Source organism: Chryseobacterium urinae (assembly GCF_030518295.1).
Taxonomy (GTDB): Bacteria; Bacteroidota; Bacteroidia; order Flavobacteriales; family Weeksellaceae; genus Chryseobacterium; species Chryseobacterium mucoviscidosis.
Map to the genome: position 1 here is coordinate 60,962 of NZ_JAULSJ010000003.1, position 23,832 is coordinate 84,793.

Consider the following 23,832-nt stretch of genomic DNA (forward strand, 5'->3'; position numbering starts at 1 on the left):
ATAATATGTTCCGTTGTTTGTAATCACGAGACAAAGGTAAATAATTTTTTTTAATCAGGATTAAAAAGTGAATTGTGAATTTCGCTTCACGAGTCAAGTTTTTTACAGGTCAATTAACTTCGTTGCCAATTCGCTTTGCTGTCAATTTATTTCATTGTGAATTTAAGAATTTACAATCGCTTACGTATCAAAATTCACTATTTACAAATTAAGGATTGCTGATAATCAATGTTGACGGAATATCCGATAACCATATGCTTTTCGTATCAATGAGGTTTTTCCAGCTTTTGCTGCTGATGAGCATTAAATCCTGCGAGTTCAGAAATTCTTTCTCAATTTTTTTCTCATTGTATAAAGTGATGTGATTGGGCGCAACCTGTTCGATGCTTCGGATGAGTTCTTTCACTTCAATATTATTCCGGATCTGTCCTGCAACATCTAAGATAATAATCTGGGAATTGTTATTATTGATGAGTCTTTTGGCATATTCAAGCAGATAAAAATCACTTAAATTAAAGATCGGGACAAAAACTTTGTCTGCGGAAGTAAATTCTTTTTCCACCAGAATACCAACAGGAATCTGGGTTTTATCCAGAATCTGTAATGTAAAATCGTCAAAAGGAGAGTTGTTGAAAATATTTCCTTTCCCTTTTACCGTATTTAAAAGTTTTTCAGGATTAATAATTTTTGTCGTGAAACCAAGCAGTCTTCCCAGTAAACTTCCTTCATACATCGATTTTCCGAGCATAATCAGAAGAAGATCGTAATTTCCTTTGTTGGTAATGTGCGTAAGATCGTTTTCAATATCATTGGAGGCTTTGAAAAGCGTTGTGACTTCAAGATTCAGATCGTTGGACGTTTCTATTACATTTTTAAACTGCTCATTTTCGTATTCATTGATATCGTAAGCGTGCATTTCGTTCACGGGAGCAATATTCATGGCGGTTATGCTTTTGTTGCCGTTCATTTTATTGGTAAAATCATGAGCCAGTTTCAGCAGCGTGCTTCCGGATTCAGGATGATCAAAAGACAATAATACCCTGTATTTTGCATCATTTTCAGGAGATTCGTCTTCATCTTTTTTAGATTTAAATAGAAAATTGATGAAATCCAGCGCAGGTCCCGTCATGAAAGTTGTAAAGAGCGCCATAATTACCATCATCGCAAATATCTGAGGACTTAAAACGCCCAGATCATAACCGATATTCAGGACAATAAGTTCCATTAAACCTCTGGTGTTCATCAACGCTCCGATCGTTAAACTTTCTTTCCAGTTGATGCCTAAAAATTTTGCGGTTAAGGCACTTCCTGCAAATTTTCCGATCACTGCGGTCAAAATGATAAATCCTGCTGTAATCCAGAGATGACTGTCATTCAGTAATCCGATCTGGGTACGAAGTCCTGTAAATACAAAGAAAAGAGGCAGAAGAAGCACTAAAGCGACATCTTCTACTTTATCAATAAACAAAGTTCTGAATTTTGCATTTTCCGGCATGATCGCTCCTGCCATAAAAGCTCCGAAAAGCGCATGAATCCCAATAACTTCCGTAGCATAAGCCGAAAGAATCAAGGTTAAAAAGAAAATCGCAACCATGGGTTTGTTGATGGTGCTTTTTCCTGCCTGTAAGTCTCCGATTCTTTTCAGGAACGGTCTTACAATCTTAATCATAAAAAATACATAGGCAATTGCCATCAAAATTACATACAGGGAGCTTTCAAACGATCCGGCTTTTACGATAGCAATTACGGCTGCCAAAATACACCATGCCGTAATATCATCGGCTGCAGCACAGGTAATAACCACAGTTCCCAGTTTGGTTTTCTGAAGATTTCTTTCCTGAACGATTCTTGCCAAAACAGGAAAAGCGGTAATACTCATGGCAATAGCGATGAAAAGCGCGAATGAGGTAAACTGAATTCCTTCCGGCGCAAATTCTTTATAAATGAAATAAGACAGACCAATTCCCAACGCAAAAGGGATAATGATACTTGCATGACTTATGACTACCGCATCGTGTGCTTTTTTTCTTAAAACGCTTAAATCCAGTTCCATTCCTACAATGTACATGAAAAGGATAAGCCCGATCTGGCTTAAAAACTGCAGATTTCCTAAAGATTCTTTCGGGAAAAGAAATGCCGAAAATTCCGGGAAGTACATTCCTACAAGGGAAGGTCCCAGAACAATTCCCGCGATCATTTCACCGATCACGGAAGGCTGCTTGATCTTCATACAAATCCAGCCGAAAAGCCTTGCGACAAGAATAATGGTAACGATTTGTGCCAGTAATAAAGCTAAAGGATGGTGAAGATTGGTCTTGAATGATTCTAAAAAATTGTCCCAGCTGGAACTGTTGTTTGTTTTTGTAATGATCTTTTCTCCGATTTCCAAAGTCTGCCCTTCAATGATGAAAAAATACATCAGTGATGAAAAAACAATAATGGTGGAAATATAAAAGATAATGTTTCTGTATTTTCCCCAATTCATGATTCCAAATTTTAGACAAAATTGCTAAGAAAATCGGAAAAAAAAGATGATTTTTAATCAAATGTAATGAAAAGAAAGAATTTTGCAGTGAAATCTAATGTCCCAATAAATCGGAAAGAGATTTCCTGTAGGTTTCCCCGATCTGAAGCTTTAAAAAGCGGTCATTTCCCAGAGAAACAGTAGTAATAATTTCGTTGGTGGAAAATACTTTTACAGCAGATAAAGAGATGATTTCTTTTTTGTTGACCTGCGCAAAATCTTTTGCAGGAAGCATTTCCAGCAGATTTTTGAAATTCAGGTTTTTTAGAACAATATTGGTTCCGTCTTTAAGAAGGATTTCCTTATCCCGACTGTCTATTTCCGAAGTTTTGATGTAGGCGATCTGGTATGTAAAAATTACGGTTTTGCCGATGTTGGTATTCCATTCGATAAAATCTTTTTTATTGGTCTTTTGGAGTAGTTCCGCTGCTTTTTCGAAAGCCTGGGTTAACCTTTCTTTTTTGATGGGTTTTCTTACATAATCCACAACATTCAGGTCGAAAGCTTCGGCTGCATATTCTTTGTAAGCGGTGGTAAAAATGATTTTTTTTGAGCCTGAAATGGCTTCTGCAACCTGCAATCCGTTTATTCCGGGCATTTCGATGTCTAAAATGCAGACGTTGCAGTCGATGTTTTCAATTTCGTTCAGAAAAATTTTAGGATCATTAAATGCTTTTACAACTTCTACATTTTCAATCTGTTCGCATAGAAGTTTTAAATAGCTGATTGCCAGTAATTCATCATCAAGAATAACGCATTTTATCATAGAAATCTCCCAAATTGATTGTTAATTCTGCCGTGAAGATACCGTTTTTTGAACTTTTCTGAAGCGTGTAAAAATTATTGTAAATCATTTTCAGCCTTTGATCCAGAGACTGGCTTCCGAAGCCGCTTTTTTCCTTTTCGAGAACATTTTTCAGAGAAGCTTTATTGATTACTTTCATCGTGAAAATTCTTTTTTCAAGTTCAAGCTGAATGGAAATAAAAGAGTCTGAAGCAAGGAAATCGGTGTGTTTAAAGGCATTTTCAATCAAATCTACCGAAAGAAGAGGGGCAAAAACTTTCTCTTCGTAAATTTCATCCGATTTATTGATTTTCGATTTAATTCTGAAATCAAAAAGCGGATTTACTTTAATTTTGTTGATCTCAATTAAACTTAAAGCAAAATTTAATTCTTCTTTCGGGCTTACGAATTTGTTATTGCTTTCGTATAAAATATAGTCTAAAACATTCGCAAGTTTATCGAGCGACATGTACGTCTGATAAGCGTGAGACTGTACCGAATTCAGTATGTTTTTGAATAGATGTGGGTTCAGTTTTGTTCCGATATGTTCAAGCTGTACTTCATTCAGTCTTTCCTGAATCATTTTATTGGCAGTCGAAAGCTTGGCATTTTTTACTTTAAATTTATGATTTTGGCTGAATAAATAAATGCTTACCGTTAAAAAAAAGAAAACCGCAAATACTCCGATGAATATCCAATAATCATGAATCATGTAGTAATTGCCTTCCATGGATTGAAAATTTATTTACTTCTTTTTATTTTCTATTTTAAACCAAACACTCGGTATTTGCGACATGTCATGCTGAGCTTGTCGAAGCATCTTTATTTTTTATTTAAACGCAAAGTTTTAATAAAGATAATTCTAAATTTAAAAGAAGCAAAGGTATAAATGCTTCGCAAAGCAGACTGATAATTTATTTCAATTTCTTCAAAGAATTTACCGTTACGCTTTCCTCGCATTTTTCGAAAGTAATTTCGAAAGTTGCTTTTTCTTCGGGATAGGTGAGAAGATAATCAGGACAGGGTTTTTTCTGTGCGTGGCTTCTGTCGAAATCAATCTTTCCTTTGGTGATGATACTGTCTTTCAGAAATTTTTCATCAACTTTTAATGTTGCCATTTCTGTTTTTGCTGTTTCAGAATATTTAAAATCTTTAGACAGGGTTTCTGCAATAACGCGGCTGTTAGGTAGATAACCGCTGCAGCTTGCGCCTTTTTTGTTTAAGATAAAAAATACAATAATACATCCCGGTACAAGACCGATTGCATAGAATTTCAGTTTTTTCATTAGAAAATTAAAAGATTGATATCGTGATAAGTAAGTCCGAAACGGTCGCAGATGATTTTCTTCGTGTGTCTGCCTTTGTACATATAAAGACTCTGTTTCATTTCGTTTTTGCGAACCAGCATATTTTCGAAACCGCCTTCTTCATCGTAATTTAAAATATAGGAAAGGAAGAAATTGGAGATCGCTTTTGTTGTGGTTCTCGGCATTCTTGAAGTAAGATTCGGAAGTCCGCAGTGGATTACGCCGTGCTTAATGATGTATGGATCTTCCATGGTGGTAAGTTCGGAAGTCTCGATTACTTTTCCGTTGTCGATGGTGATGTCAATAATTACGCTTCCTTTTTTCATTTTCATTACCATATCTTCGGTAACGATGGGTGTCATATTCAGTCTTGGAAGGGCTCCTATTACAACATCGGCTCTCCTTAAAGCTTTTTTCAGTTCTTTCGGATCGATAATAGAAGTAGGAACTCTGCTGTCAACCAAAGTATGAAGTCGTCTTAATTTTGAAAGTGAATTATCGAAAACTCTTACACTTGCGCCTAAACCGATGGCTGCTTTTGTGGCAAATTCTCCAACGATTCCTGCTCCCAAAATAACCACTTCAGCGGGTCTTACTCCTGTAATTCCGCCCAACATTAAGCCGTTGGATAAAGCTAAAAGCTCGGAAGCATAAAGAATGGAAACCGTTCCTGCAATTTCGCCGACCAGTCTTACTAAAGCTAACTGTTTGTATTCGTCTACAATAAATTCGAATGCAATGGCATTTACTTTTTTCTCTGCCAGTTTTAAGAAATAGTCTTTATCTCTCAAATTGATCTGAAGTGCCGATACAAGATAGGTATTCGGTCGCATATAATCGATTTCTTCGTCTGTAGGCGGATTGACTTTTAAAATTAAATCCTGCCCGAAAGCTTCTTTCGGATCGTTTGTAATTCTCGCTCCCGATTCAGAATATTGCAGATCTGTAAAGAACGAACCTTGTCCGGCTCCGGATTCTATGATTATTTCATGACCACTTTCTACCAAAACCTGTACCGCATCGGGCGTTATGCAAGTTCTTCTTTCATTCAGGGAAGTTTCCTTCGGAATTCCTATGCTGAATTGTTTTCCTTTTTTAATGACCTCCAGTTTTTCTTCTTTCGGCATCAGTTCCTCTTCGGTAAAAGGAGTAAAAATGTTTGTAGTACTCATCCTTTTAAATAATTAGGTTCTTACAGATCGTTATTTTACATTCAAATTCAGGAGCAAAGATACATAATATTTACTCGAATGAAATTTCTCTGTTTTCTCCGGTATTAATGATGCTCATTTCGTGGTATTTAAGACCGTAAAGATCTTCTTCGTACACTTCAGGCCATTCAATAATGCAGAGAAATGAATGGTCTAAATATTCTTCCATTCCGATATCATACACTTCTTCAATGTTTTTTAAACGGTATAAATCGAAATGATATACTTTTCCTTTTGGGGTATTGTATTCGTTAACAATGGAATAGGTGGGTGAGTTTACTTCATCTGTACTTCCAAGATTTTTAAGGAGAAATTGGGTGAAAGTTGTTTTTCCGGCGCCCAGATTTCCTTTTAAAAGTAAAATGTTATGCTCTAATTTTGAAATGACGGTTTCGGCAATATTCTGCCAGTCTTCCATATGTTGAATCGTGAATTGCATATTTTTAAACAAAGATAATGAATTACGGTAAAAAATTCAGGTGTAAAATTAGATCAAATAATTGTATTTTCAATTTTTGCGGTCATTCAAATCAATTAAATTTATAAAACTTTTCAGGATAATTTTAAGATGTTTTTATACTAAATTTATACTGTTCTCTATAGATTTTTTTGTATATTTTTGCAGCATGATTTCCAAACAGACCATAGATAAAATATTTTCCACGATTCGGGTAGAAGAAATCGTTGGAGAATATGTACAGCTCAAAAGAGCAGGGTCTAATTTCAAAGGGTTAAGTCCTTTTCATGACGAGAAAACACCGAGTTTCGTTGTTTCGGCAAGCAAACAGATCTGGAAAGATTTCTCTACCGGAAAAGGAGGAACAGCGATCTCTTTCTTAATGGAAATCGAAAATTTCACGTATCCTGAAGCACTTCGTCACGCGGCAAAAAAATACGGAATTGAAATTGAGGAAGATCAGAAGGATTTTTCCGAAGAAGCAAAAAATGCACAGTCGGAAAGAGATTTATTGTACAAAATCCATGAAGTAGCGAACGATTTTTTTCAGAATTTTCTTTGGGAAGTGGAGGAGGGGAGATCAATCGGTCTTTCTTATTTTAAAGAGCGTGAACTTCGTGATGATATCATTAAAAAATTCCAGCTCGGATATTCGCCTGAAAAAAAGAACGCTTTTACAGAATATGCTTTGGAAAAAGGCTATTCAAAAGAAATTCTGGAGAAATCGGGACTTTCGATTTTCCCTGAAAATTCTCCTGCCGGAATCGACCGTTTTCGTGAAAGAGTAATCTTTCCGATCCATAGTTTTTCGGGCAGGGTTTTAGGATTCGGAGCAAGAATTCTTAAAAATAACGTAAAAACAGCCAAATATCTCAACTCTCCGGAAACGGAAATTTATCATAAATCTAACGTTCTTTATGGTTTAAACCAAAGCAAACAGGCAATTTCGCGTAAGAATGTCTGTCTTTTGGTAGAAGGTTATATGGACGTTATTTCGCTTCACATGTCGGGAATCGAAAATGTGGTGGCAAGTTCCGGAACTTCTTTAACTACGGAGCAGATTAAGCTTATCAAAAGATTAACGGAGAATGTAACCATTCTTTTTGATGGGGACAATGCAGGAATTAAAGCCAGTTTCAGAAGTATCGATATGCTTTTGACGGAAGGGATGAATATTCGGGTGATGCTGTTTCCGGACGGAGACGATCCCGATTCTTTCGCCAGAAAACATCCGCAGGAATATGTGGAAAAATTCATCGAAAATGAAGCGATGGATTTTATTGATTTTAAAGCTGAAATTCTTTTCAAGGAAATTGGAGATGATCCGATTAAGAAAGCTGAAGCCATCAGAGACATTGTGAAGTCGGTTTCCTTTGTTCAGAATGCTTTGAAAAGGGAAGTGTATCTGAAGCAGGTTTCTACAAAATTCGGACTTTCTGAGCAAAGTCTGTTTAATGAGCTTGATGTTCAGAAGCAGATCACCCAAAATCAGACGCATAAAGCACAGATTAAAACGGAAGCGCAACAACCTGCAAAGCTTGAAGTAGTAAATGATCCGAGAGATTATATTGATCCGGTACTTTTTAATGTGACGAAACTTGAAAATGATCTTATCAATCATATGCTCAATTACGGAGATGTTGTTCTTCACAGAACCGCGCCGGATCAGCAGCAATATGATATTACGGTGATTGAAGAAATTCTTCACCATTTTGAAGAAGACGACTACGAATTTCAGGTGGAACTGAACAAACGAATCGTAGAATATATAAAAGAAGGAATTGAAAAAGAGGAACTCCGAAAAGGAAATTTCTTTTTCGGATTAATGGATGAGGAGCTCAGTAAGGCAGCCGTTAATTCCATGAACATTTATAGCGAGCTGAACGACTGGACCACAAGAAATATTTTTTCACCCAATTACGGAGATAAAATTCCGGAGCAGGTGGCAGGAGATATTCTGATTCATAAATTCAGATATGTTAATTTCCTGATATCAAAAGCAAAAGGAGAATTGGCAGAATATGCAGAATCCGATGAATCTAAATATTTTGAACAGCTTAAGAAAATTCAGATGCTCACGATGGTTTCCAAGGAATTGGCTAAAATTTTAAATTATTCTGCAATTACAGGTATTTATACTGACAGATAAGAGGAAATAATCTGTTAATTATTGAAACTTTATGACAAAAAGTCTTATAAAATTTTAGGAATAAAAGTTGTAAATTCAACCTCGTAAAATGTAATACACAAAACAAGCATATGGACATTAAAAAAGAATTCAGAGATTTCTCTGTAAAACATCTGGGAAATAACGGTTTGGCAACCGATCAGTATATGGGAATGTATGGTCCTACAGGTCTTACGCCGTACATCATGGAGGAAAGAAGATTAAACGTTGCACAAATGGATGTTTTCTCCCGTTTGATGATGGACAGAATTATTTTCTTAGGAACAGGAATTGATGATCAGGTGGCGAATATCGTAACCGCTCAGCTTCTTTTCTTAGAGAGTGCAGATCCTTCAAAAGATATTCAGATTTATATCAATTCTCCGGGTGGAAGTGTTTACGCCGGTTTAGGAATTTACGACACGATGCAGATCATTAAGCCTGATGTAGCAACAATCTGTACAGGTATTGCAGCTTCAATGGGAGCTGTTCTTTTGGTTGCCGGAGAAAGCGGTAAGCGTTCTGCTTTAAAGCACTCAAGAGTAATGATTCACCAACCTTCCGGAGGTGCGCAAGGGGTGGCTTCTGATATGGAGATCAATTTAAGAGAGATGTTAAAGCTTAAAAAAGAGCTTTACGAGATCATTTCCGAGCACTCAGGACAAACGTATGACTGGGTAGAAAAAGCTTCTGACAGAGATTACTGGATGACTTCCGAAGAAGCAAAAGGATACGGAATGGTAGACGAAGTTTTACAGAGATCTAAAGACAAAAAGTAAATTTTGTAAAAATAATAAGAAAACGCATCAATTGATTTTGGTGCGTTTTTTTTATTGATGGATCAGGAGCTTTTTCCGGCTTTCCGCACTCGCTGTTTCTAATATTTAGGGTTGCGGCGGCGAAGCCGCCGCCGAAATCCTAAAATGAGCTCAGACAATTGCTGCAATCGAGGCTAGGGTTTTTGTCTGATATTTCAATACTTCATTGGATCCACAAAATTTGTGATCCTGAAAGAGTTCAATATAGCATTAAAATAAAGTCTGAAAAAATTCTTGTTTGAACCCTTTGGTTTGTTATCAGCTTTAATTCAAAAATAAATTTTTCAAAATTGATAAGCTTTCGTGATTAGACTTTCTTACCATGAAAATTTAATTCATTCTAAATCAATATATCAATGTTAAAGATTTATTAAAGTAATCCCCATTTTTTGAATATAGATTAAATAATGGCTAAATTTGGGTAATAACATTAAAAATAAAATTATGTCATTTGAATTACCAAAACTAGGATATGCTTACGATGCATTGGAGCCGACAATTGATGCAAAAACAATGGAAATCCACCATACAAAACATCATCAAGCATACGTAGACAATTTAAATAATGCGATTAAAGGAACTGATCTTGAAGGAAAATCTATTGAAGAAATCTGCCAGACAGGAACTGATAAACCAGCAGTAAGAAACAATGGAGGAGGACACTTTAACCATACTTTATTCTGGGAAATTTTAACTCCGGGCGGAAGCAAAGAGCCTGTAGGAAATGTAAAAGCTGCTATCGAAGCTTACGGAGGTTTTGAAAAATTCAAGACCGATTTTTCTGATGCTGCTAAAACAAGATTCGGTTCAGGATGGGCTTGGTTGGTAAAAAATGCTGACGGTTCTGTTATCGTTTCTTCAACTCCAAACCAGGATAACCCGTTAATGCCGGTTGCAGAAGTAAAAGGAACTCCTGTTTTAGGACTTGACGTTTGGGAGCACGCTTATTATTTAAACTACCAAAATAGAAGACCTGATTATGTTTCAGCATTCTTCGAAGTGGTAAACTGGGATAAAGTAGAAGAATTATTCAACAAATAATTTTCAACGATTCATAAAAAAGAAAGGTTCAGAATTACTCTGAACCTTTTTTAGTATCTTGTGGTATCACTTCCCGAAAGTCCGTTCATTTTTAAACCGTATTTCCAGTTTACATAAGCAAAAACCTGATACAGTTTGTATTCGAATTTAATACCGTATTTTTCTTTCGGATCATAATCAATCGAGGATTCGATGACGTTTCTGTACCTTCCGGAATTGTAATACGAATTCCATTCTGTGACCAGAAAAGTATTTCTGTTCTTCAGATAAGATTCAGAATACTGGCTGATTGGCTTTGCAACCGCATTCAGAAAATAATCAAACTGAGTATCGATTACCGTAAGATCCCATTCTCCATCATCATTCTTTGATGGTTTCATTTCCGATTTTTCTTTTTCATTTTTAACATTGCTCTGCGCAGAACAATTGAAAGAAAATAAAGAAAGTATTAACAGCAGAACTAAATTTTTCATCTTATAAAGTTACAAAAAAAAGACACTCAATCGGAGTGTCTTGTACTTTTATGGTTCTTTCTGGAGAACTACAAATGCCGGAAAGTGGTCGCTGTAACCGCCGGTAAACTGATCGCCGTTCCATGATCGGAAAGGGTAGCCTTTGTAATTTCCTTCTTTATTCACTAAGTAAGCAGGAGCAAAAATTTCAGCCTTATAAACCGAATAATCTTTTGTTACCTGATCTGAAACTAAATTTTTAGAAACAATAATCTGGTCAAATAAGTTTGGTGCATCCTGATACGCTAATGAAGCAACTCCTTTTTTATACAAAGGGTACATTAAGTTAAGATAAGGATTGGCATCACTTAAATCTTTTGGGCTTGGCTGTGCTTTCAGGTGATTTTTTAAACTTGCACTTACAGGATCATCATTAAAATCTCCCATTGCAAATAATTTTGTTGAAGGATCTGCTGCTCTTACACTGTCCATTTGTTGTTTCAGTAAAGCTGCTGCTGCATTTCTCTTAGGAAGAGAAACGGCTTCACCCCCTCTTCTTGAAGGCCAGTGATTCATAAAGAATGCTACCTTTTCATTATCAAGGAAACCAGTAACCACCAAGATATCTCTGGTATATTCTCTTTTTCCTTCGTCACCGAAAACTTTCAGTTCTTTTTTGAGAGAATTGGTAGGGGTAAATCTTCTTTTCTGATAAATCAAAGCCACATCAATACCTCTGTAATCATAAGAATTGTAATGAATAATTCCGTAATCATATTTTTTCAGTGCCGGTTCATTAATAAGATCCTGAATAACCTGTCTGTTTTCAACCTCAATTAAACCTATGACTGCAGGAGCCGTTTTAGTGTATTGTGCTCCCATTTCAGAAATTACTTTGGCTTCGTTGGCAAGTTTCGCCTTATACACTTTCGTATTGTAGTTTTTAGCACTTTTTGGAGTAAATTCTTCCGAGCCGCCTTGGTATCTTACTACTTTTTTACCGATTAAAGCGCCATCGCTCCATGGTCCGTCGTATTTTTCAGCTTCCAAAAACTTAACGGAATCCAAAGGAATACTTCTGTGGAAAGCCGGATTTTTAATATCTTTAGTTCCGTCGATATAATCTGCTGACTGAATGGTGTCCCAAAGGTTTTCCACATTCAAAAAACCTACAGTAGCCACCTTTCTCAGTTTTCCCTGCTGTTGTGAAAATGCCATTATCGAAAAAATGATGGCAAAAAAACTCAAAAATTTCTTCATTCTCTTAGAGTTATTATTAATATTATTTAATCTGCAAATTTACTTTTTTTTAATTTCCCGCTATTTTAAATATTTGTAAATTTAAAATGTGGTATTTACGTTTTTATTTATAATGATTCTTAAAAGCTTGCAATGTTAAGAAAAAATAACGTAAAAAAAGTTGTAAATTCTAAATTTTGACTAAATTTGCGTCCCCAACTTTTAAACTGTTGAGAATTAACAAGAAAAGTATTTAAAAAATAAATATACTCATGATTAAAAAACTATCATTAGTCTCTTTATTTACTTTACTTCCAGCATCATACTATTTTGCACAGACTACGGTTTCTGCCTATTTAAAAGATGCTGAAGGAAAGCCCGTTGAAAGGGCAGAAGTAGATCTTAAAGGGAATGACAATGATGTAACGGCTGACAAAATCGGATACTTCCAGTTTGTAGACCTAAAGCCGGGGCATTACCAAATTGTGATTACAAAACCGAATTACGAAACCAAAGTAATGGAGTTTGATGTAATGGACAGTGAGAAGAAAAAGGATTTAGGGACAATCACCCTATATTCTGCACTTACAAGCGCGGATCAAGGTTTAGCAATCATTGACAGTGATGGAGACGATGAGGACAGCAACAGCGGACAGGCTTCTACAGTAGGTTTACTGCAGTCATCTCAGGATATTTTCAGCAGAATCGCAGCGTTTGATTTAGGATTTTATTGGTTCCGTCCAAGAGGAATCGATGGAAGATTTGGAGAAACCATGTTAAATGGTGTTTCCATGATCAAGTCTGATAATGGTAATGTAGATTTTGGAAACTGGGGAGGACTTAACGAAATTACAAGATACCCTGAAATTTCAGCAAACCATTCACCTTCGGAATACGCTTTTGGTGGAAACAGCTCGGTAGTTTATAAAAATACTAAAGCGAGTGAATACAGAAAAGGATTTCAGTTTACTCAGTCTTTAACCAACAGAAATTACAGAAACAGAACATCTCTACGTTACAGCTCAGGAATGAGCAAAAGCGGATGGGCGTTTACTGCAATGGGAGCAAGAAGATGGGCGGAAGAAGGTATTCAGGAAGGAACCTTCTATGATGCTTACGGAGCTTATTTGGGAATTGAAAAGAAATTTAACGATAAGCACACGATGACTTTCAACTTTATCGGTGCGCCTTATAGAAGATCTACCGCGAGTCCGAGTACTCAGGAAGTGTACAACTACAGAGGAGTTCATTACAATTCTTATTGGGGATATCAGGACGGAGAGCAGAGAAGTGAAAGAGTAAGAAAAGGTTTCCAGCCGATCTTCCAGATTCAGGATTTCTGGAAAATTAATAAGAATAATACTCTTTGGACATCTGTATCTTACCAGTTCGGAAAAGATAAAGGGTCACGTTTAGACTGGCAGAATGTACAGAACCCTTCTCCTACATACTACAGAAATTTACCAAGTTATTACGATTCATTAGATCCTAATGCATCTGTAACGCTTCCAACGGGAGTAACGGGAACAACGGCTCAACAGGCTTTTCAGGCAGCTATGAACGGATGGACTTCAAATGATCCGAACTTTACACAGCTTAACTGGGACAGATTGTACCAGAGAAATATGCAGCAGCCAGCAGGAACTTACTATGGACAGACCGGAAAAAGAGCATTATATTATTTAGTAAATGATGTAAGCGACGATAAAATCTGGAATGCATCTACTCACTTTGTTCACAACTTCAACGATAATACGAAATTCTTATTAAACGTATCTTATCAGAATTACCGTTCTGAGCAGTACAGAGAAGTAAACGATCTTTTAGGTGCTGATTTTGTACTGAACAGAGACCCGTTTGCAGCAACAAACCAGCCCGGAAAATCAGGATTATACAATCAAGGTGAAGAAAATGTAACGAAAAAAGTAGGTGATAAAATGACTTACGACTACATTTTCAGAAGACAGGAAGTAAAAGTAAATCCGGGGGTAAGATTTACAGCAGGAGCTTTTGATGTATTTGTATCTGCATTGGCGGGATATTCTTCTTCCAACAGAGAAGGTCTTTTCAATCACTATTTATATAAAGATTCCTACGGAAAAGGAATGGATTATAACTACTGGAACTATGGTCTGAAAGGGCAAGTCGTTTACAGGCTGAACGGTAGAAACTTCTTTGTGTACAACGGAGCATATTATAATCAGGCACCTTATTTAGAAGATTTATTCGTAAATCCTAGAGTAAACGGATCTGTAGCACCCAACGTGAAGAGCATGACAGTAAATGCTAATGATCTTAGCTATGTTATTTCTTCTCCTTTCTTAAAATTAAGATTAACAGGTTATTTAGTTGATACAGACAACGAAACTACGGTTCAGAGATTCTTTGCAGATGGTATCCCATTAAACAGTGTGGATGCAGACGGTAATCAGACTAATGTTCAGAGTGCTTTCGTATCTCAGGTAATGACGGATGTTAAGAAGAGAAATATGGGAGTTGAATTGGGGGTTGATGTTAAGGTTTTACCTACATTATCTTTACAAGGTTTAGCGAGCATCGGACAGTACACTTATAAGAATGATCCGAGAACTTATTTTGCATCAGATGCAGTAGGAGTTTTTGCAAACGGTCTTCCTTATATAGATCTTGGAAAAGCATATATTAACAATTATCGTCAGGGAGGAACTCCTCAACAGGCGTATTCCTTAGGTTTCCGTTACAACAGCCCGAAATACTGGTGGTTTGGTGCGAACTGGAACTATTTTGATGAAAATTATCTGGATCCTGCTGCGTTGGTAAGAACAGAATCTTTCGTTCAGAATAATGTTTCCGGAACACCATACTACGGACTTACGGAAAGTGACCTGAGAAAGGTGCTTGAGCCTAACAGATTACCTTCATCATTCTTCCTGAATGCAAATGCAGGAAAATCTTGGGTGATTGGTAAGTATTATGTTTTAATTTCCGCAACAGTTAATAATATTTTAAATAACAGAAAATACATTACCGGAGGATTTGAACAGACCAGAAATGCGGTTTATCCAAGTTTCTCAGAAGATTTAAGCAGGGAATATACTTTGTTTGCCCCAAAATACTGGTACACTCAGGGAAGATCATATTTTGTAAATTTACAGTTTAGATTCTAATAATCAATTCACTAATTATTCTAAAAATTAATAAAATGACAATAAAGAAATACTTAAGTTTAGTAGCAGGAGTTGCATTCGCAGCAATTTCTATTACATCTTGTGTTCAGAAAGACGAGTGGGATACTCCGCCAATTAAGTGCGAGAACAGATTCCCTGCTCCTACCATGACTTTGGCAGCATTCAAAGCTCAGGCTCCTTCTACAGGATACGTTTTAATTTCCAACGACCAGATTTTTGACGGTTATGTAGTTTCTTCAGACGAAAACGGAAACTTCTATAAAACAATTTCTTTCCAGGATAAGCCGGAAAACCCGACTGCAGGTTTGCAGATCGAGGTAGACAGATCTAGCAATTATGCAGATTTCCCGGTAGGTGCACACATCAGAATTAACGCGAAAGGTCTTAGATTAGGTTTAGACAGAGGTACGGTGAAAATCGGTTCTGTAGATCCTACTTACGCAATCGGAAGAGTGCCTGCTTCTTTGTTAAGCAGATATGTTTCAGGAGTTTGTAACGGAAACGGTCTTGAAGTAGTTACCATCAAGCCTTTGGAATTACCAAATCTTGCTGCTGCAAAGAGTGATCAGTACATCAATACTTTGGTAAAAGTTCCTAACACACAGTTTACCATTGCAGATATTTATCCTACAGCAAAAACATTTATCGATTATGTTGCAGGTGCAGGAGTAGATACAGACAGAACTTTGGAAGATGCATCTGGAAACAGTACAGCTTTAAGAAACTCAGGTTTCTTCTCCGAAGGATCTAAAACATTGCCTACAGGAAATGGAGATGTTACTTTCGTAGTAAGCCGTTATAATTCAACTTGGCAGATGCTGATCAGAAATACCAATGATATTAACTTCAAAGGAACAAGAGTAGATGCAACTCCGCCAAAAGGAGGAACTGCAATTACGTATTCAGGATCTTTCCTTGAAAACTTTGAAAGCTATGCTACCACTCCGGCTAACCTTGAAGTATATCCTAAATATGTAAACGATCCACTTTTAGGAAACAGATACTGGCAGTTAAAGACTTTCAGCGGAAACAAATACATCCAATTGGGAGCGAATTCTGGAACAGGGCCTTATGTAACGTATTTCGCAGTACCTGTTGATTTTACAGCAGCAAACACACTGAAATTTGACGTAAACGTAGGATTTTTTAACGGTAATGCTTTAAAAGTATATTATACAACTAATTATACTCCGCTTGGAGATATTACTCAGGCTACAAAGACAGATATTACTTCTGCGTTTACAATTCCGGTAACACCTACAAGTGGATACGGAACAATTGTACCTGCAGGAAGTTATAGTTTCCCTGCTTCTTTAACAGGTAACGGATTTGTATTATTCGAATACACCGGAAACGGAAGTGGTGTTACTACTACAATCCAGTTGGATAACATTCAGGTTCAGTAATAATTCTGAAAATTTAAATCATATAAAGACTGTCTTTTTAGGCAGTCTTTTTATTTTTGCCCAAACTCATAAATCATGCAGTATTTTGTTTATGTTTTAGACCACATTTATACAGATGAAACTTATACAGATTTTAAAAGATTAGGTTATTTTAACGATCTAAAAGAACTTGAAGAAGCCAAAAACAGAGCAGTTCAATTATCGGGTTTTAAAATGTTTCCGGAAAGTTTTGTGATTAAGAAATATATTGTAAATAAGGTTAACTGGAAGGAAGGATTTACCGAAGTTATCGGAGAAATAGGACGGGATTATCTGGAATCTGGAGATGAGGTTGATGTAACAATAGTATCGGTAAAAGAGATGGAATTAGAATCGGTTTTTTATCTGAGTCATATTTATACAATTCATACTCATCTGGATGATGAAAGATGTATCGGCCTATTTTCAAGCTATGAAAATGCTCATAATGTGATGAATGAATTAAAGGATAAATCGGGTTTTAAAGATTTTCCAGATAATTTTATTCTGGAAGAGGTAATATTAAATGCAATGCATTGGACAACCGGATTTTATTGGGAAGATTAAAATCAGATGCAGCTCCAACAAAAAACCACCGCAAAAGCAGTGGTATGGTTGTTAATTTCATTGTCTTTAAAAAGATACTTCGTTTACCTCTTTTCCGCGCTGGAAATTCATTGTTTTCTGGCTTCCTTTGTATGCAATATTAACGAGGTTAATCTGCTTCGGAAATGCGCTTAAGAGGATCGTATTCTTTATTTTCAAGGTACTGATATCTGAAACACCTCCTGCCTCAAAATATACCCATACTGTTTCTCCGCTTACCTGACTTCCCGTAAATGTAATTGTTTTGGGTGAGCCATTGACATACACATCAAAATTATTGTTTACATACTTTTTAACTTCTGCCTCAAATCCTGCCGTGTTCGGGTTAATTTTTATAGCATCGGAAATATGATTTGTATTCATTTTTGTAGTGAACTTCAACGTTTTGCTTCCATCAATATAATCCACCTTGGTCATTGAAGAGAAAAAGTCTACATACGTGAAACTCATTAACACAAAAAATGTTAAAATTCCTGATATATATAAAATTTTTTTCATCTTAGATAATAGATTTACAATCATGATTGTTAGTTTTAAGTCACAAATAATGTGCCAATTAAAAGTTCACGTTTACGGAATATTTATCATAAAAAGCTTTGATGTGCGCTACCGCTTCATCAGCACTGTCTACCACACGGTAAAGTTCCAGATCTTCTTCGTGGATCATCTTTTCTTTAAGTAAGGTAGTTTTAAACCAGTCTAACAATCCGCTCCAGAATTCCGACCCTACCAAAACAATCGGGAATCTTCCTATTTTGTTGGTCTGAATCAGTGTTAAAGCTTCCGTAAGTTCATCTAATGTACCAAATCCTCCTGGCATAACCACAAATCCCTGCGAATATTTTACAAACATTACTTTTCTTACAAAAAAGTAATCAAAATTCATCGAATACGATTTATTGATGTAAGGATTGAAATGCTGCTCAAAAGGCAGATCAATATTCAAACCGATGGATTTTCCCTGTGCATTAAAAGCACCTTTATTTCCGGCTTCCATAATTCCGGGACCGCCTCCGGTAATGATTCCGAAGCCTAATTTTGTAATTTTCTCCGCAATTTCCACCGCCATTTTGTAGTATTTGCTTTGCGGCTTCAGTCTTGCAGATCCGAAAATAGAAACACACGGACCAATTTTAGCCAGTTTTTCATAGCCGTCTACAAATTCCGCCATTACCTTAAAAACCATCCAACTGTCTTTTGTAATGGTTTCGTCCCATGTTTTTTGTCGCAGACTGTTTTGTAATCTTGTTTCGTTACTATCAAATTCAGGATTTACCAAGCTTTCATCCCTCGTTCCTTCAATTCCCATTGTACAATTATTTAAAGTGTTTTTCGGCTTCCGTTACAGATTCCGGTCTTCCGACATCGATCAGAATACTGTCGTGAAGGAAACCATGGATATGCTCCGTCTGCATAAGATCCAGATACTCTTCCATTACAGAAAATTTCCCTGTTCTCTTCATCTTCTCAAAGATAAGCGGATTGATGCAATGTACTCCACTGAAAGCCAAAGCTTTGAATCCTTTGTTGAATTCTGCCAGTCTCTGCTCTCCGGACTGTACATTCAGCCATCCTCTTAATACCATATCGTCGTTAAAAAGCAGTTTTCTTGAGCTTTCTCTGTCCGATACAGCTAAAGTAGCAAAATCTTTTATCTTTTTATGATATTCTACAAATTCTGTAATATTAATGTTGGTAAGAATATCGGCATTCATGATCAGAAAATCTTCTCCGTGATCGAGAAATTTTCTAGCAAAAACCAAGCCGCCTCCGGTTTCCAGAAGCTCTTCGCTTTCGTCTGAGATTTCTATTTTACATCCGAAATTATCGTTCTGCTTTAAAAAATCAACTATTTGATTTCCAAAATGATGAATGTTTATGACAAAATCGTTTATTCCGAAATTTTTTAAATATTTAATATTTCTTTCCAGAAGCGGAACTTCATTCACCTTTGCCAAAGCTTTCGGATGATGGTCGGTGAATGGTTTCAGTCGGGTTCCTTTTCCGGCTGCGAAAATAAGTGCCTTCATTTTTTATGGGTAATGAGTAATAAAATAATTTTGGTTAAATTAAAAACAATAAATAATAGAATATTAACGAATTTAAAGATATTACTTATTGCACATTACTCATTACTTATGATTCAGTTGATGCTGTTCGTCATGATGAAGGCTGATTTCAACTTTTTCACCATATTTTTCTTCAATAAAATCAGCGATTTTTATCGCAGAATATACCGATCTGTGCTGTCCTCCTGTACAGCCAAAGTTGATCTGGAGATTTTCAAATTCCCTTTCCAGATAATTATCAATATTAATGGAAACAAGATTCTTGATTAATTCCAGAAATTTAGGCATTTCGGTTTTGGTTTCAAGATATTCCTGAACGCCGATGTCGTTTCCGGTCTGGGTTTTATATTCTTCCACTCTTCCCGGATTTAAAATTCCGCGGCAGTCAAACGTAAAACCTCCTCCGTTTCCTGTTTCATCTTTCGGAATTCCTCCTTTTTTGTACGAAAAACTGTGTATGTCGATGTGTAGCATTTTTTTAATTTTATAATTATTTATTCTTAAACCGTTAAGATTTATATTTAAGAAGTTAAGTTTATTTAAGATTTTTGATAAATCAAAATTTTAGTTTGGAAGCTCTTTAAAATATTCATTAATAAAAGGTTTTAAAGATTTGGTTATATTATCGGTGAAGAAATTGATTAACAGACCTTGAGGCTTTTTCAAAACTTTCATGTATGTTAATAATTGAGCTTCATGGATAGGCAAAATTTCTTCGATCGCTTTTAATTCTACGATAACAGCATCATTTACGAGCAGATCATCAACCAGTTTCGTTTTGATATCAACTCCTTCATAATTAATGGTTGTAAAAAGTTGTTGTTTTACATCATATCCATTGTTAATGAGTTCAATTTTTAAACATTCTTCATAAATACTTTCAAGTAAGCCGGGGCCAAGTGTTTTGTGAACTTTTATTGCAAAACCGGTAATTTCATAAGATAATTGTGTAATTTCTTTTTTCGTCATAACACTTAACGATGCTTAACTTCTTAAATATAAATCTTAATGGTTCAATATTTCTTCAATTTTCAATTTTGTTTTATTTGAATTTAATTGATTAATCACTTTTTCCAGTTCGGGATAATCGTTCATATTTTCCCAGTTTTGCGCAAATGCAGTAATGTTTTCTATTCCTTTTTCTATGCTTGAAATAAAATGTGGTTTTCTCTGAATTAATCCCCGAAAACCGTAAGCTCCCAAAACCTGAAGAAATCGCATCAGTTGAATTGGTTTTACCGAAAAATTTAGTTGATTTTTAATGTTCTGATTTTCAAATTGATTTGTATAAAAATTCAACATCTCATTTTTAAAATCTTCCGGAAAGTTTGCTTTTGCCTGAAAGAGAAAAGAAATGACATCATACATCAAAGGACCTTTCATTGCCGATTGATAGTCGATAAACGAGACTTCTTTCTGATCATTCACCATGATGTTTCTTGCCTGAAAATCGCGGATCATCAATCCTTTGGGTTCCAGACTTTCAATCAGGGCGACAATTTTTTTAAATTCTTTGAGAAGAGTAGATTTGTGATATTCCAGCTCCAGAACATCCGCCACGAAATTTTTAAAATAATATAGATCGTGCATTACCGGAAGTTCATCATAGCTTTCATATTCGAAAGTTTTGGTGAAATCTATTTTATTCTGTGTTGAAATCTGTAACTGATACAGTTTTTGAAGGGTTTGCTTTACCAAAGATTTTACATGTTCAGACAAACCTTCCTTTGAGATGATTTCAGAAAGGGTATGGTCTCCTAAAAACTCCTGAATATACATTTTACGGTCATCCGAAACGGCAAAAATTTTAGGCGTATTAAGCTTTAAATCTGAAAATAGATCTGAGTAATACAGAAAACTTTCATTTTCCGCTATATTTTCGTTGTAGGTGATGATAAACTTTTTATCAGTTTTCGCAATAAAATTTACTCTCGCGGAACCACTTTGAGCTAAAGTGATCAACTCAGAAGGTTGTTTTCCAGTATAATTTTCAAAAAAATTTTGGGCGTATTCGGAAATCATAGATGTCACAAATATAATAATTTACAGGCTAATTTCTATATTTGCATTATGCTAAAGGATTTTAAACCTGTTTTGGGCATTCTGCTGCGCTTCATCATCATTTATCTGGTGCTGCTTTTTGCGTATCAGTTTTTTCTCAACAGCTTTCAGAACGAAGGTCTTGATCCCTTTTCGAGAATGATTGCAGAGCAGGTGAGGGATATCCAGAACTTTATGGGGTTTTCAACACAACTGTATGATGATGTTAAAGGCGAACAGGTGTATTTTTATGTCCGGAACAAATATCCTACAAGAATGGTGGAAGGCTGCAATGCCGTTTCTGTGATGATTCTTTTTGTGGCATTTGTTTTTGCCTTTTACAAAGGAAAAAAGACCTTTGTTTTTGTAATTCTGGGACTGGCTTTGCTATACATTATTAATGTTTTAAGAATAATTGGATTGAACATTGTGATTCTCAATTACGAGGAATACGGCAAAATAGTACATGATTATATTTTTCCGGCGGTTATATATGGGACAGTCGTGTTACTTTGGCTAATCTGGATTAAATTTTTTGCTTTAAAACATGAAAAATCTTAACTGGGTTTTAGTCATATTGGGAGTTTTAGGTCTTGTAAGTGTAAGAATACTTGAAGACAGAATTTTTTATGATCCTTTTCTCAATTATTTCCATGAAGCCAATAAGAATATCCCTTTTCCCTCTTTTGAATGGGGAAAATTAATTTCCGGATATCTTTTCCGGTTTATTCTGAATCTCTTATTTTCATGTGTAGTAATTCATTTCTGGTTCAAAAACAGACAATGGACAATTCAGGGTGCTGTTTTAATTGCGATTATTTTTGCGATCACTTTTCCGATTTATTTATACTGCATTTATAATAAATTTGAAATCGGCTATCTTTTTTCTTTTTACATGAGACGGTTTGTGATCCAGCCTTTGGCTTTACTTCTTATTATCCCGATGTTTTATTATAGAAAACAGATAAACAGGTAAAAAATCTTGTTTTTTATATATAGCTTACTTTAGAATATTTAAAATAAAAATGTCGTCAATTATTTGACAACATTTTATTTTTTTTAAAGGCTAGTAGCAAAATCTATTGCAGATATTCATACAAAAATGAGGACTATTCGGATCATCAAGATTGGTAGTAGGAGAGTTCGGATCCATTTCACATTGAGATTTTGAACTGTAGCATCTTGTCATGCTGTTCCATGCATTTACACATTCTGGTGTGTATCCTCCTTTAATTGATTTTAATCCTTCTCTGGAAATTTTTTTTAGATTTTTCATAATGATAAAATAGTTTTTGTGAAATATTCCTACTCTTTGTTAAGCTTTTCGGATATCGCTTTAATTTTCGCTAAAATAATAAATTTATCAACACACTGTGAAATTAGTTTTCAAAATATTAATTCTATTAAATTTTTTTCTTTTTATAACAGTGATTTGAATATTCAGATAACAGTTACAAAGCTAGAATAGAATTTGATTTGTTTAAATTTATTATTCTACGGTATGCTTATCCACAGAAGTCACATTTTCCGGCGTCCAAACTACTCTTGTTACAAAATCTTTTTCGCGGACAGGGCAATTTGATATCTGACAAACGGAACATGAAATTGGTTTACAGTCATCCATATGAAAATTAAATTCCACTGTTCTTTTTGTATTTTTTGCCAGAAGGATGATCATTTTTTCCATTTCATTGTGTGCATCACGAAGGCTGTAATACCAAGGTAGCGTAATATGTGCATCAATATGAAGATGGGCTCCGAATTGCTGGATTTTCATGTTATGAACATCAATCCATTCTTTTTTTCGGTTTTCTTCTAAAATCTGTATGATTTGTTCCAGAAGGTCAGGATCCTGTTCGTCCATAATTCCACTTAACGATTTGCGGACTATTTTGTATCCCACTACAATAATATATATACCGAAACCTAAGGCAACAACGGAATCCAGCCAGTAAATTCTGGTAAAATATACTACAATTAAACTCACAACAACACCAAGTGTTGTTATAGTGTCGGATTGCAGATGTTTTCCGGATGAAATAAGAACGATAGAATTTTCGGCTTTTCCTTTTTGAATGGAAATATAGCCTAATAAATAGTTGATAACAGCAGTGGCAGCAATAATCCAGATTCCGATATCTAATTTACTTAATACCTTTCCTACAATTAAGCTGTTAATGCCTTCGTAGATAATCATAATTCCCGCAATCGCAATTAAAGCACCTTCGATTCCTGAGGTTACGAATTCTACTTTTCCGTGTCCGTAAGGATGATCCTCATCTTTAGGTTTTGCAGCCAGATACAGCGAATAAAGCCCCATAAATGCGCTGATTACATTCACGATACTTTCCATGGCATCAGAAAAAACAGCGTCGGAATTCGTCAGTTTCCAGGCAATAATTTTTCCGATAAAGAGAATAACTCCGAAAGCGGCTATAAGTTTCTGAAAGGCTAATTTATCTTTACTTTTATTCTTCTGAACGTTCATAGGTTTGATAAAAAAAAGAATCTCAATTCTGAGACTCT

The 23,832-nt window shown here is 35.6% G+C and carries 24 protein-coding genes; 8 read left to right on the forward strand and 16 right to left on the reverse strand.

What is annotated here, in order from left to right; genetic code table 11:
- Window positions 1–208: 208 nt before the first annotated feature.
- From QWT87_RS02700 to tsaE, 6 genes are all read right to left on the reverse strand, one after another.
- On the reverse strand, window positions 209–2,485 hold the full coding sequence (locus tag QWT87_RS02700; RefSeq protein WP_302713364.1) for a cation:proton antiporter: 2,277 nt from the start codon (window positions 2,483–2,485) through the stop codon (window positions 209–211).
- A gap of 94 nt (window positions 2,486–2,579) precedes the next feature.
- Entirely contained in the window at window positions 2,580–3,290 is a 711-nt protein-coding gene (locus QWT87_RS02705) for a LytR/AlgR family response regulator transcription factor (protein WP_302713366.1), read from the reverse strand.
- The gene (locus QWT87_RS02710) at window positions 3,268–4,038 is read right to left on the reverse strand and encodes a histidine kinase (RefSeq protein ID WP_302713368.1); all 771 of its coding nucleotides are present in this window, start codon (window positions 4,036–4,038) and stop codon (window positions 3,268–3,270) included. Before QWT87_RS02710 ends, QWT87_RS02705 begins: the two co-directional genes overlap by 23 nt.
- Window positions 4,039–4,222: 184 nt before the next feature.
- Complete coding sequence (locus tag QWT87_RS02715; protein WP_302713370.1) at window positions 4,223–4,594, reverse strand: hypothetical protein; 372 nt, start codon at window positions 4,592–4,594, stop codon at window positions 4,223–4,225.
- Entirely contained in the window at window positions 4,594–5,787 is a 1,194-nt protein-coding gene (locus tag QWT87_RS02720) for an alanine dehydrogenase (protein ID WP_302713372.1), read from the reverse strand. The genes QWT87_RS02715 and QWT87_RS02720 overlap by 1 nt, the downstream gene beginning before the upstream one ends.
- 70 nt (window positions 5,788–5,857) lie before the next feature.
- On the reverse strand, window positions 5,858–6,265 hold the full coding sequence (tsaE, locus tag QWT87_RS02725; protein WP_185206294.1) for a tRNA (adenosine(37)-N6)-threonylcarbamoyltransferase complex ATPase subunit type 1 TsaE: 408 nt from the start codon (window positions 6,263–6,265) through the stop codon (window positions 5,858–5,860).
- Between the two features lie 187 nt (window positions 6,266–6,452).
- On the opposite strand from tsaE, the gene dnaG reads away from it, so the two are divergent.
- The 3 genes from dnaG (at window position 6,453) to QWT87_RS02740 (ending at window position 10,309) form a co-directional block, all read left to right on the forward strand.
- Complete coding sequence (gene dnaG, locus QWT87_RS02730) at window positions 6,453–8,432, forward strand: DNA primase (protein WP_256039647.1); 1,980 nt, start codon at window positions 6,453–6,455, stop codon at window positions 8,430–8,432.
- 110 nt (window positions 8,433–8,542) lie between these two features.
- Window positions 8,543–9,229 carry an ATP-dependent Clp endopeptidase proteolytic subunit ClpP gene (gene clpP / locus QWT87_RS02735; RefSeq protein WP_076392404.1) on the forward strand — a complete coding sequence of 229 codons (687 nt, stop codon included), beginning with the start codon at window positions 8,543–8,545 and terminating at the stop codon, window positions 9,227–9,229.
- A 483-nt stretch (window positions 9,230–9,712) separates the two neighbouring features.
- Window positions 9,713–10,309 carry a superoxide dismutase gene (locus QWT87_RS02740; protein ID WP_302713378.1) on the forward strand — a complete coding sequence of 199 codons (597 nt, stop codon included), beginning with the start codon at window positions 9,713–9,715 and terminating at the stop codon, window positions 10,307–10,309.
- Window positions 10,310–10,359: 50 nt separating this feature from the next.
- On the opposite strand, the gene QWT87_RS02745 is transcribed toward QWT87_RS02740, so the two are convergent.
- Complete coding sequence (locus tag QWT87_RS02745) at window positions 10,360–10,782, reverse strand: DUF6146 family protein (protein ID WP_302713380.1); 423 nt, start codon at window positions 10,780–10,782, stop codon at window positions 10,360–10,362.
- A 48-nt stretch (window positions 10,783–10,830) separates the two neighbouring features.
- On the reverse strand, window positions 10,831–12,021 hold the full coding sequence (locus QWT87_RS02750) for an endonuclease/exonuclease/phosphatase family protein (protein ID WP_302713382.1): 1,191 nt from the start codon (window positions 12,019–12,021) through the stop codon (window positions 10,831–10,833).
- 251 nt (window positions 12,022–12,272) lie between these two features.
- On the opposite strand from QWT87_RS02750, the gene QWT87_RS02755 reads away from it, so the two are divergent.
- From QWT87_RS02755 to QWT87_RS02765, 3 genes are all read left to right on the forward strand, one after another.
- The gene (locus QWT87_RS02755; protein ID WP_302713384.1) at window positions 12,273–15,146 is read left to right on the forward strand and encodes a carboxypeptidase regulatory-like domain-containing protein; all 2,874 of its coding nucleotides are present in this window, start codon (window positions 12,273–12,275) and stop codon (window positions 15,144–15,146) included.
- Between the two features lie 35 nt (window positions 15,147–15,181).
- Window positions 15,182–16,573, forward strand: a complete 1,392-nt coding sequence (locus QWT87_RS02760; protein WP_302713386.1) for a DUF5689 domain-containing protein — start codon at window positions 15,182–15,184, stop codon at window positions 16,571–16,573.
- A gap of 75 nt (window positions 16,574–16,648) precedes the next feature.
- Complete coding sequence (locus QWT87_RS02765) at window positions 16,649–17,158, forward strand: hypothetical protein (protein WP_302713388.1); 510 nt, start codon at window positions 16,649–16,651, stop codon at window positions 17,156–17,158.
- Window positions 17,159–17,224: 66 nt separating this feature from the next.
- Here QWT87_RS02765 and QWT87_RS02770 read toward each other — a convergent pair whose 3' ends face one another.
- The 6 genes from QWT87_RS02770 to QWT87_RS02795 all read right to left on the reverse strand — a co-directional run bounded on the left by QWT87_RS02770 (window position 17,225) and on the right by QWT87_RS02795 (window position 21,288).
- Window positions 17,225–17,695, reverse strand: coding sequence for a DUF6702 family protein (locus tag QWT87_RS02770; protein ID WP_302713390.1), 471 nt, complete (start codon window positions 17,693–17,695; stop codon window positions 17,225–17,227).
- Between the two features lie 58 nt (window positions 17,696–17,753).
- Window positions 17,754–18,506: an LOG family protein gene (locus tag QWT87_RS02775; protein ID WP_302713392.1), complete on the reverse strand. Its 753-nt coding sequence runs from the start codon at window positions 18,504–18,506 to the stop codon at window positions 17,754–17,756.
- A 7-nt stretch (window positions 18,507–18,513) separates the two neighbouring features.
- Complete coding sequence (locus QWT87_RS02780; protein ID WP_302713394.1) at window positions 18,514–19,227, reverse strand: nucleotidyltransferase family protein; 714 nt, start codon at window positions 19,225–19,227, stop codon at window positions 18,514–18,516.
- A 102-nt stretch (window positions 19,228–19,329) separates the two neighbouring features.
- Window positions 19,330–19,740, reverse strand: a complete 411-nt coding sequence (locus QWT87_RS02785) for a RapZ C-terminal domain-containing protein (protein ID WP_302713396.1) — start codon at window positions 19,738–19,740, stop codon at window positions 19,330–19,332.
- A 90-nt stretch (window positions 19,741–19,830) separates the two neighbouring features.
- On the reverse strand, window positions 19,831–20,235 hold the full coding sequence (locus QWT87_RS02790; protein ID WP_302713398.1) for a GxxExxY protein: 405 nt from the start codon (window positions 20,233–20,235) through the stop codon (window positions 19,831–19,833).
- Between the two features lie 36 nt (window positions 20,236–20,271).
- The gene (locus tag QWT87_RS02795; RefSeq protein WP_302713400.1) at window positions 20,272–21,288 is read right to left on the reverse strand and encodes an aminoglycoside phosphotransferase family protein; all 1,017 of its coding nucleotides are present in this window, start codon (window positions 21,286–21,288) and stop codon (window positions 20,272–20,274) included.
- A gap of 48 nt (window positions 21,289–21,336) precedes the next feature.
- Between QWT87_RS02795 and xrtF the strand changes: the two genes are divergently transcribed.
- Both xrtF and QWT87_RS02805 read left to right on the forward strand, forming a co-directional pair.
- Window positions 21,337–21,867 (forward strand): exosortase family protein XrtF, encoded by a 531-nt coding sequence (gene xrtF / locus QWT87_RS02800; RefSeq protein ID WP_302713402.1) that lies wholly within the window; start codon window positions 21,337–21,339, stop codon window positions 21,865–21,867.
- Window positions 21,854–22,282, forward strand: a complete 429-nt coding sequence (locus QWT87_RS02805; protein ID WP_302713404.1) for an exosortase F system-associated membrane protein — start codon at window positions 21,854–21,856, stop codon at window positions 22,280–22,282. The genes xrtF and QWT87_RS02805 overlap by 14 nt, the downstream gene beginning before the upstream one ends.
- Before the next feature lie 90 nt (window positions 22,283–22,372).
- Here the strand turns inward: QWT87_RS02805 and QWT87_RS02810 are convergent, their stop codons facing one another.
- On the reverse strand, window positions 22,373–22,582 hold the full coding sequence (locus tag QWT87_RS02810) for a bacteriocin-like protein (RefSeq protein WP_302713406.1): 210 nt from the start codon (window positions 22,580–22,582) through the stop codon (window positions 22,373–22,375).
- Window positions 22,583–22,795: 213 nt separating this feature from the next.
- A complete protein-coding gene (locus tag QWT87_RS02815) occupies window positions 22,796–23,794 on the reverse strand; it encodes a cation diffusion facilitator family transporter (RefSeq protein ID WP_302713408.1) in 999 nt (332 codons plus the stop codon).
- Window positions 23,795–23,832: the final 38 nt, after the last annotated feature.

Coding starts and splice junctions, on each gene's coding strand:
- QWT87_RS02785 (WP_302713396.1), bottom strand. CDS start 19,740: ATGCTACACATCGACATACACAGTTTTTCGTACAAAAAAGGAGGAATT.
- QWT87_RS02750 (WP_302713382.1), bottom strand. CDS start 12,021: ATGAAGAAATTTTTGAGTTTTTTTGCCATCATTTTTTCGATAATGGCA.
- QWT87_RS02775 (WP_302713392.1), bottom strand. CDS start 18,506: ATGGGAATTGAAGGAACGAGGGATGAAAGCTTGGTAAATCCTGAATTT.
- QWT87_RS02810 (WP_302713406.1), bottom strand. CDS start 22,582: ATGAAAAATCTAAAAAAAATTTCCAGAGAAGGATTAAAATCAATTAAA.
- QWT87_RS02770 (WP_302713390.1), bottom strand. CDS start 17,695: ATGAAAAAAATTTTATATATATCAGGAATTTTAACATTTTTTGTGTTA.
- QWT87_RS02740 (WP_302713378.1), top strand. CDS start 9,713: ATGTCATTTGAATTACCAAAACTAGGATATGCTTACGATGCATTGGAG.
- dnaG (WP_256039647.1), top strand. CDS start 6,453: ATGATTTCCAAACAGACCATAGATAAAATATTTTCCACGATTCGGGTA.
- QWT87_RS02745 (WP_302713380.1), bottom strand. CDS start 10,782: ATGAAAAATTTAGTTCTGCTGTTAATACTTTCTTTATTTTCTTTCAAT.
- QWT87_RS02795 (WP_302713400.1), bottom strand. CDS start 21,288: ATGATTTCCGAATACGCCCAAAATTTTTTTGAAAATTATACTGGAAAA.
- QWT87_RS02710 (WP_302713368.1), bottom strand. CDS start 4,038: ATGGAAGGCAATTACTACATGATTCATGATTATTGGATATTCATCGGA.
- QWT87_RS02780 (WP_302713394.1), bottom strand. CDS start 19,227: ATGAAGGCACTTATTTTCGCAGCCGGAAAAGGAACCCGACTGAAACCA.
- xrtF (WP_302713402.1), top strand. CDS start 21,337: ATGCTAAAGGATTTTAAACCTGTTTTGGGCATTCTGCTGCGCTTCATC.
- QWT87_RS02715 (WP_302713370.1), bottom strand. CDS start 4,594: ATGAAAAAACTGAAATTCTATGCAATCGGTCTTGTACCGGGATGTATT.
- QWT87_RS02790 (WP_302713398.1), bottom strand. CDS start 20,235: ATGACGAAAAAAGAAATTACACAATTATCTTATGAAATTACCGGTTTT.
- QWT87_RS02720 (WP_302713372.1), bottom strand. CDS start 5,787: ATGAGTACTACAAACATTTTTACTCCTTTTACCGAAGAGGAACTGATG.
- tsaE (WP_185206294.1), bottom strand. CDS start 6,265: ATGCAATTCACGATTCAACATATGGAAGACTGGCAGAATATTGCCGAA.
- QWT87_RS02700 (WP_302713364.1), bottom strand. CDS start 2,485: ATGAATTGGGGAAAATACAGAAACATTATCTTTTATATTTCCACCATT.
- clpP (WP_076392404.1), top strand. CDS start 8,543: ATGGACATTAAAAAAGAATTCAGAGATTTCTCTGTAAAACATCTGGGA.
- QWT87_RS02760 (WP_302713386.1), top strand. CDS start 15,182: ATGACAATAAAGAAATACTTAAGTTTAGTAGCAGGAGTTGCATTCGCA.
- QWT87_RS02805 (WP_302713404.1), top strand. CDS start 21,854: ATGAAAAATCTTAACTGGGTTTTAGTCATATTGGGAGTTTTAGGTCTT.
- QWT87_RS02765 (WP_302713388.1), top strand. CDS start 16,649: ATGCAGTATTTTGTTTATGTTTTAGACCACATTTATACAGATGAAACT.
- QWT87_RS02815 (WP_302713408.1), bottom strand. CDS start 23,794: ATGAACGTTCAGAAGAATAAAAGTAAAGATAAATTAGCCTTTCAGAAA.
- QWT87_RS02755 (WP_302713384.1), top strand. CDS start 12,273: ATGATTAAAAAACTATCATTAGTCTCTTTATTTACTTTACTTCCAGCA.
- QWT87_RS02705 (WP_302713366.1), bottom strand. CDS start 3,290: ATGATAAAATGCGTTATTCTTGATGATGAATTACTGGCAATCAGCTAT.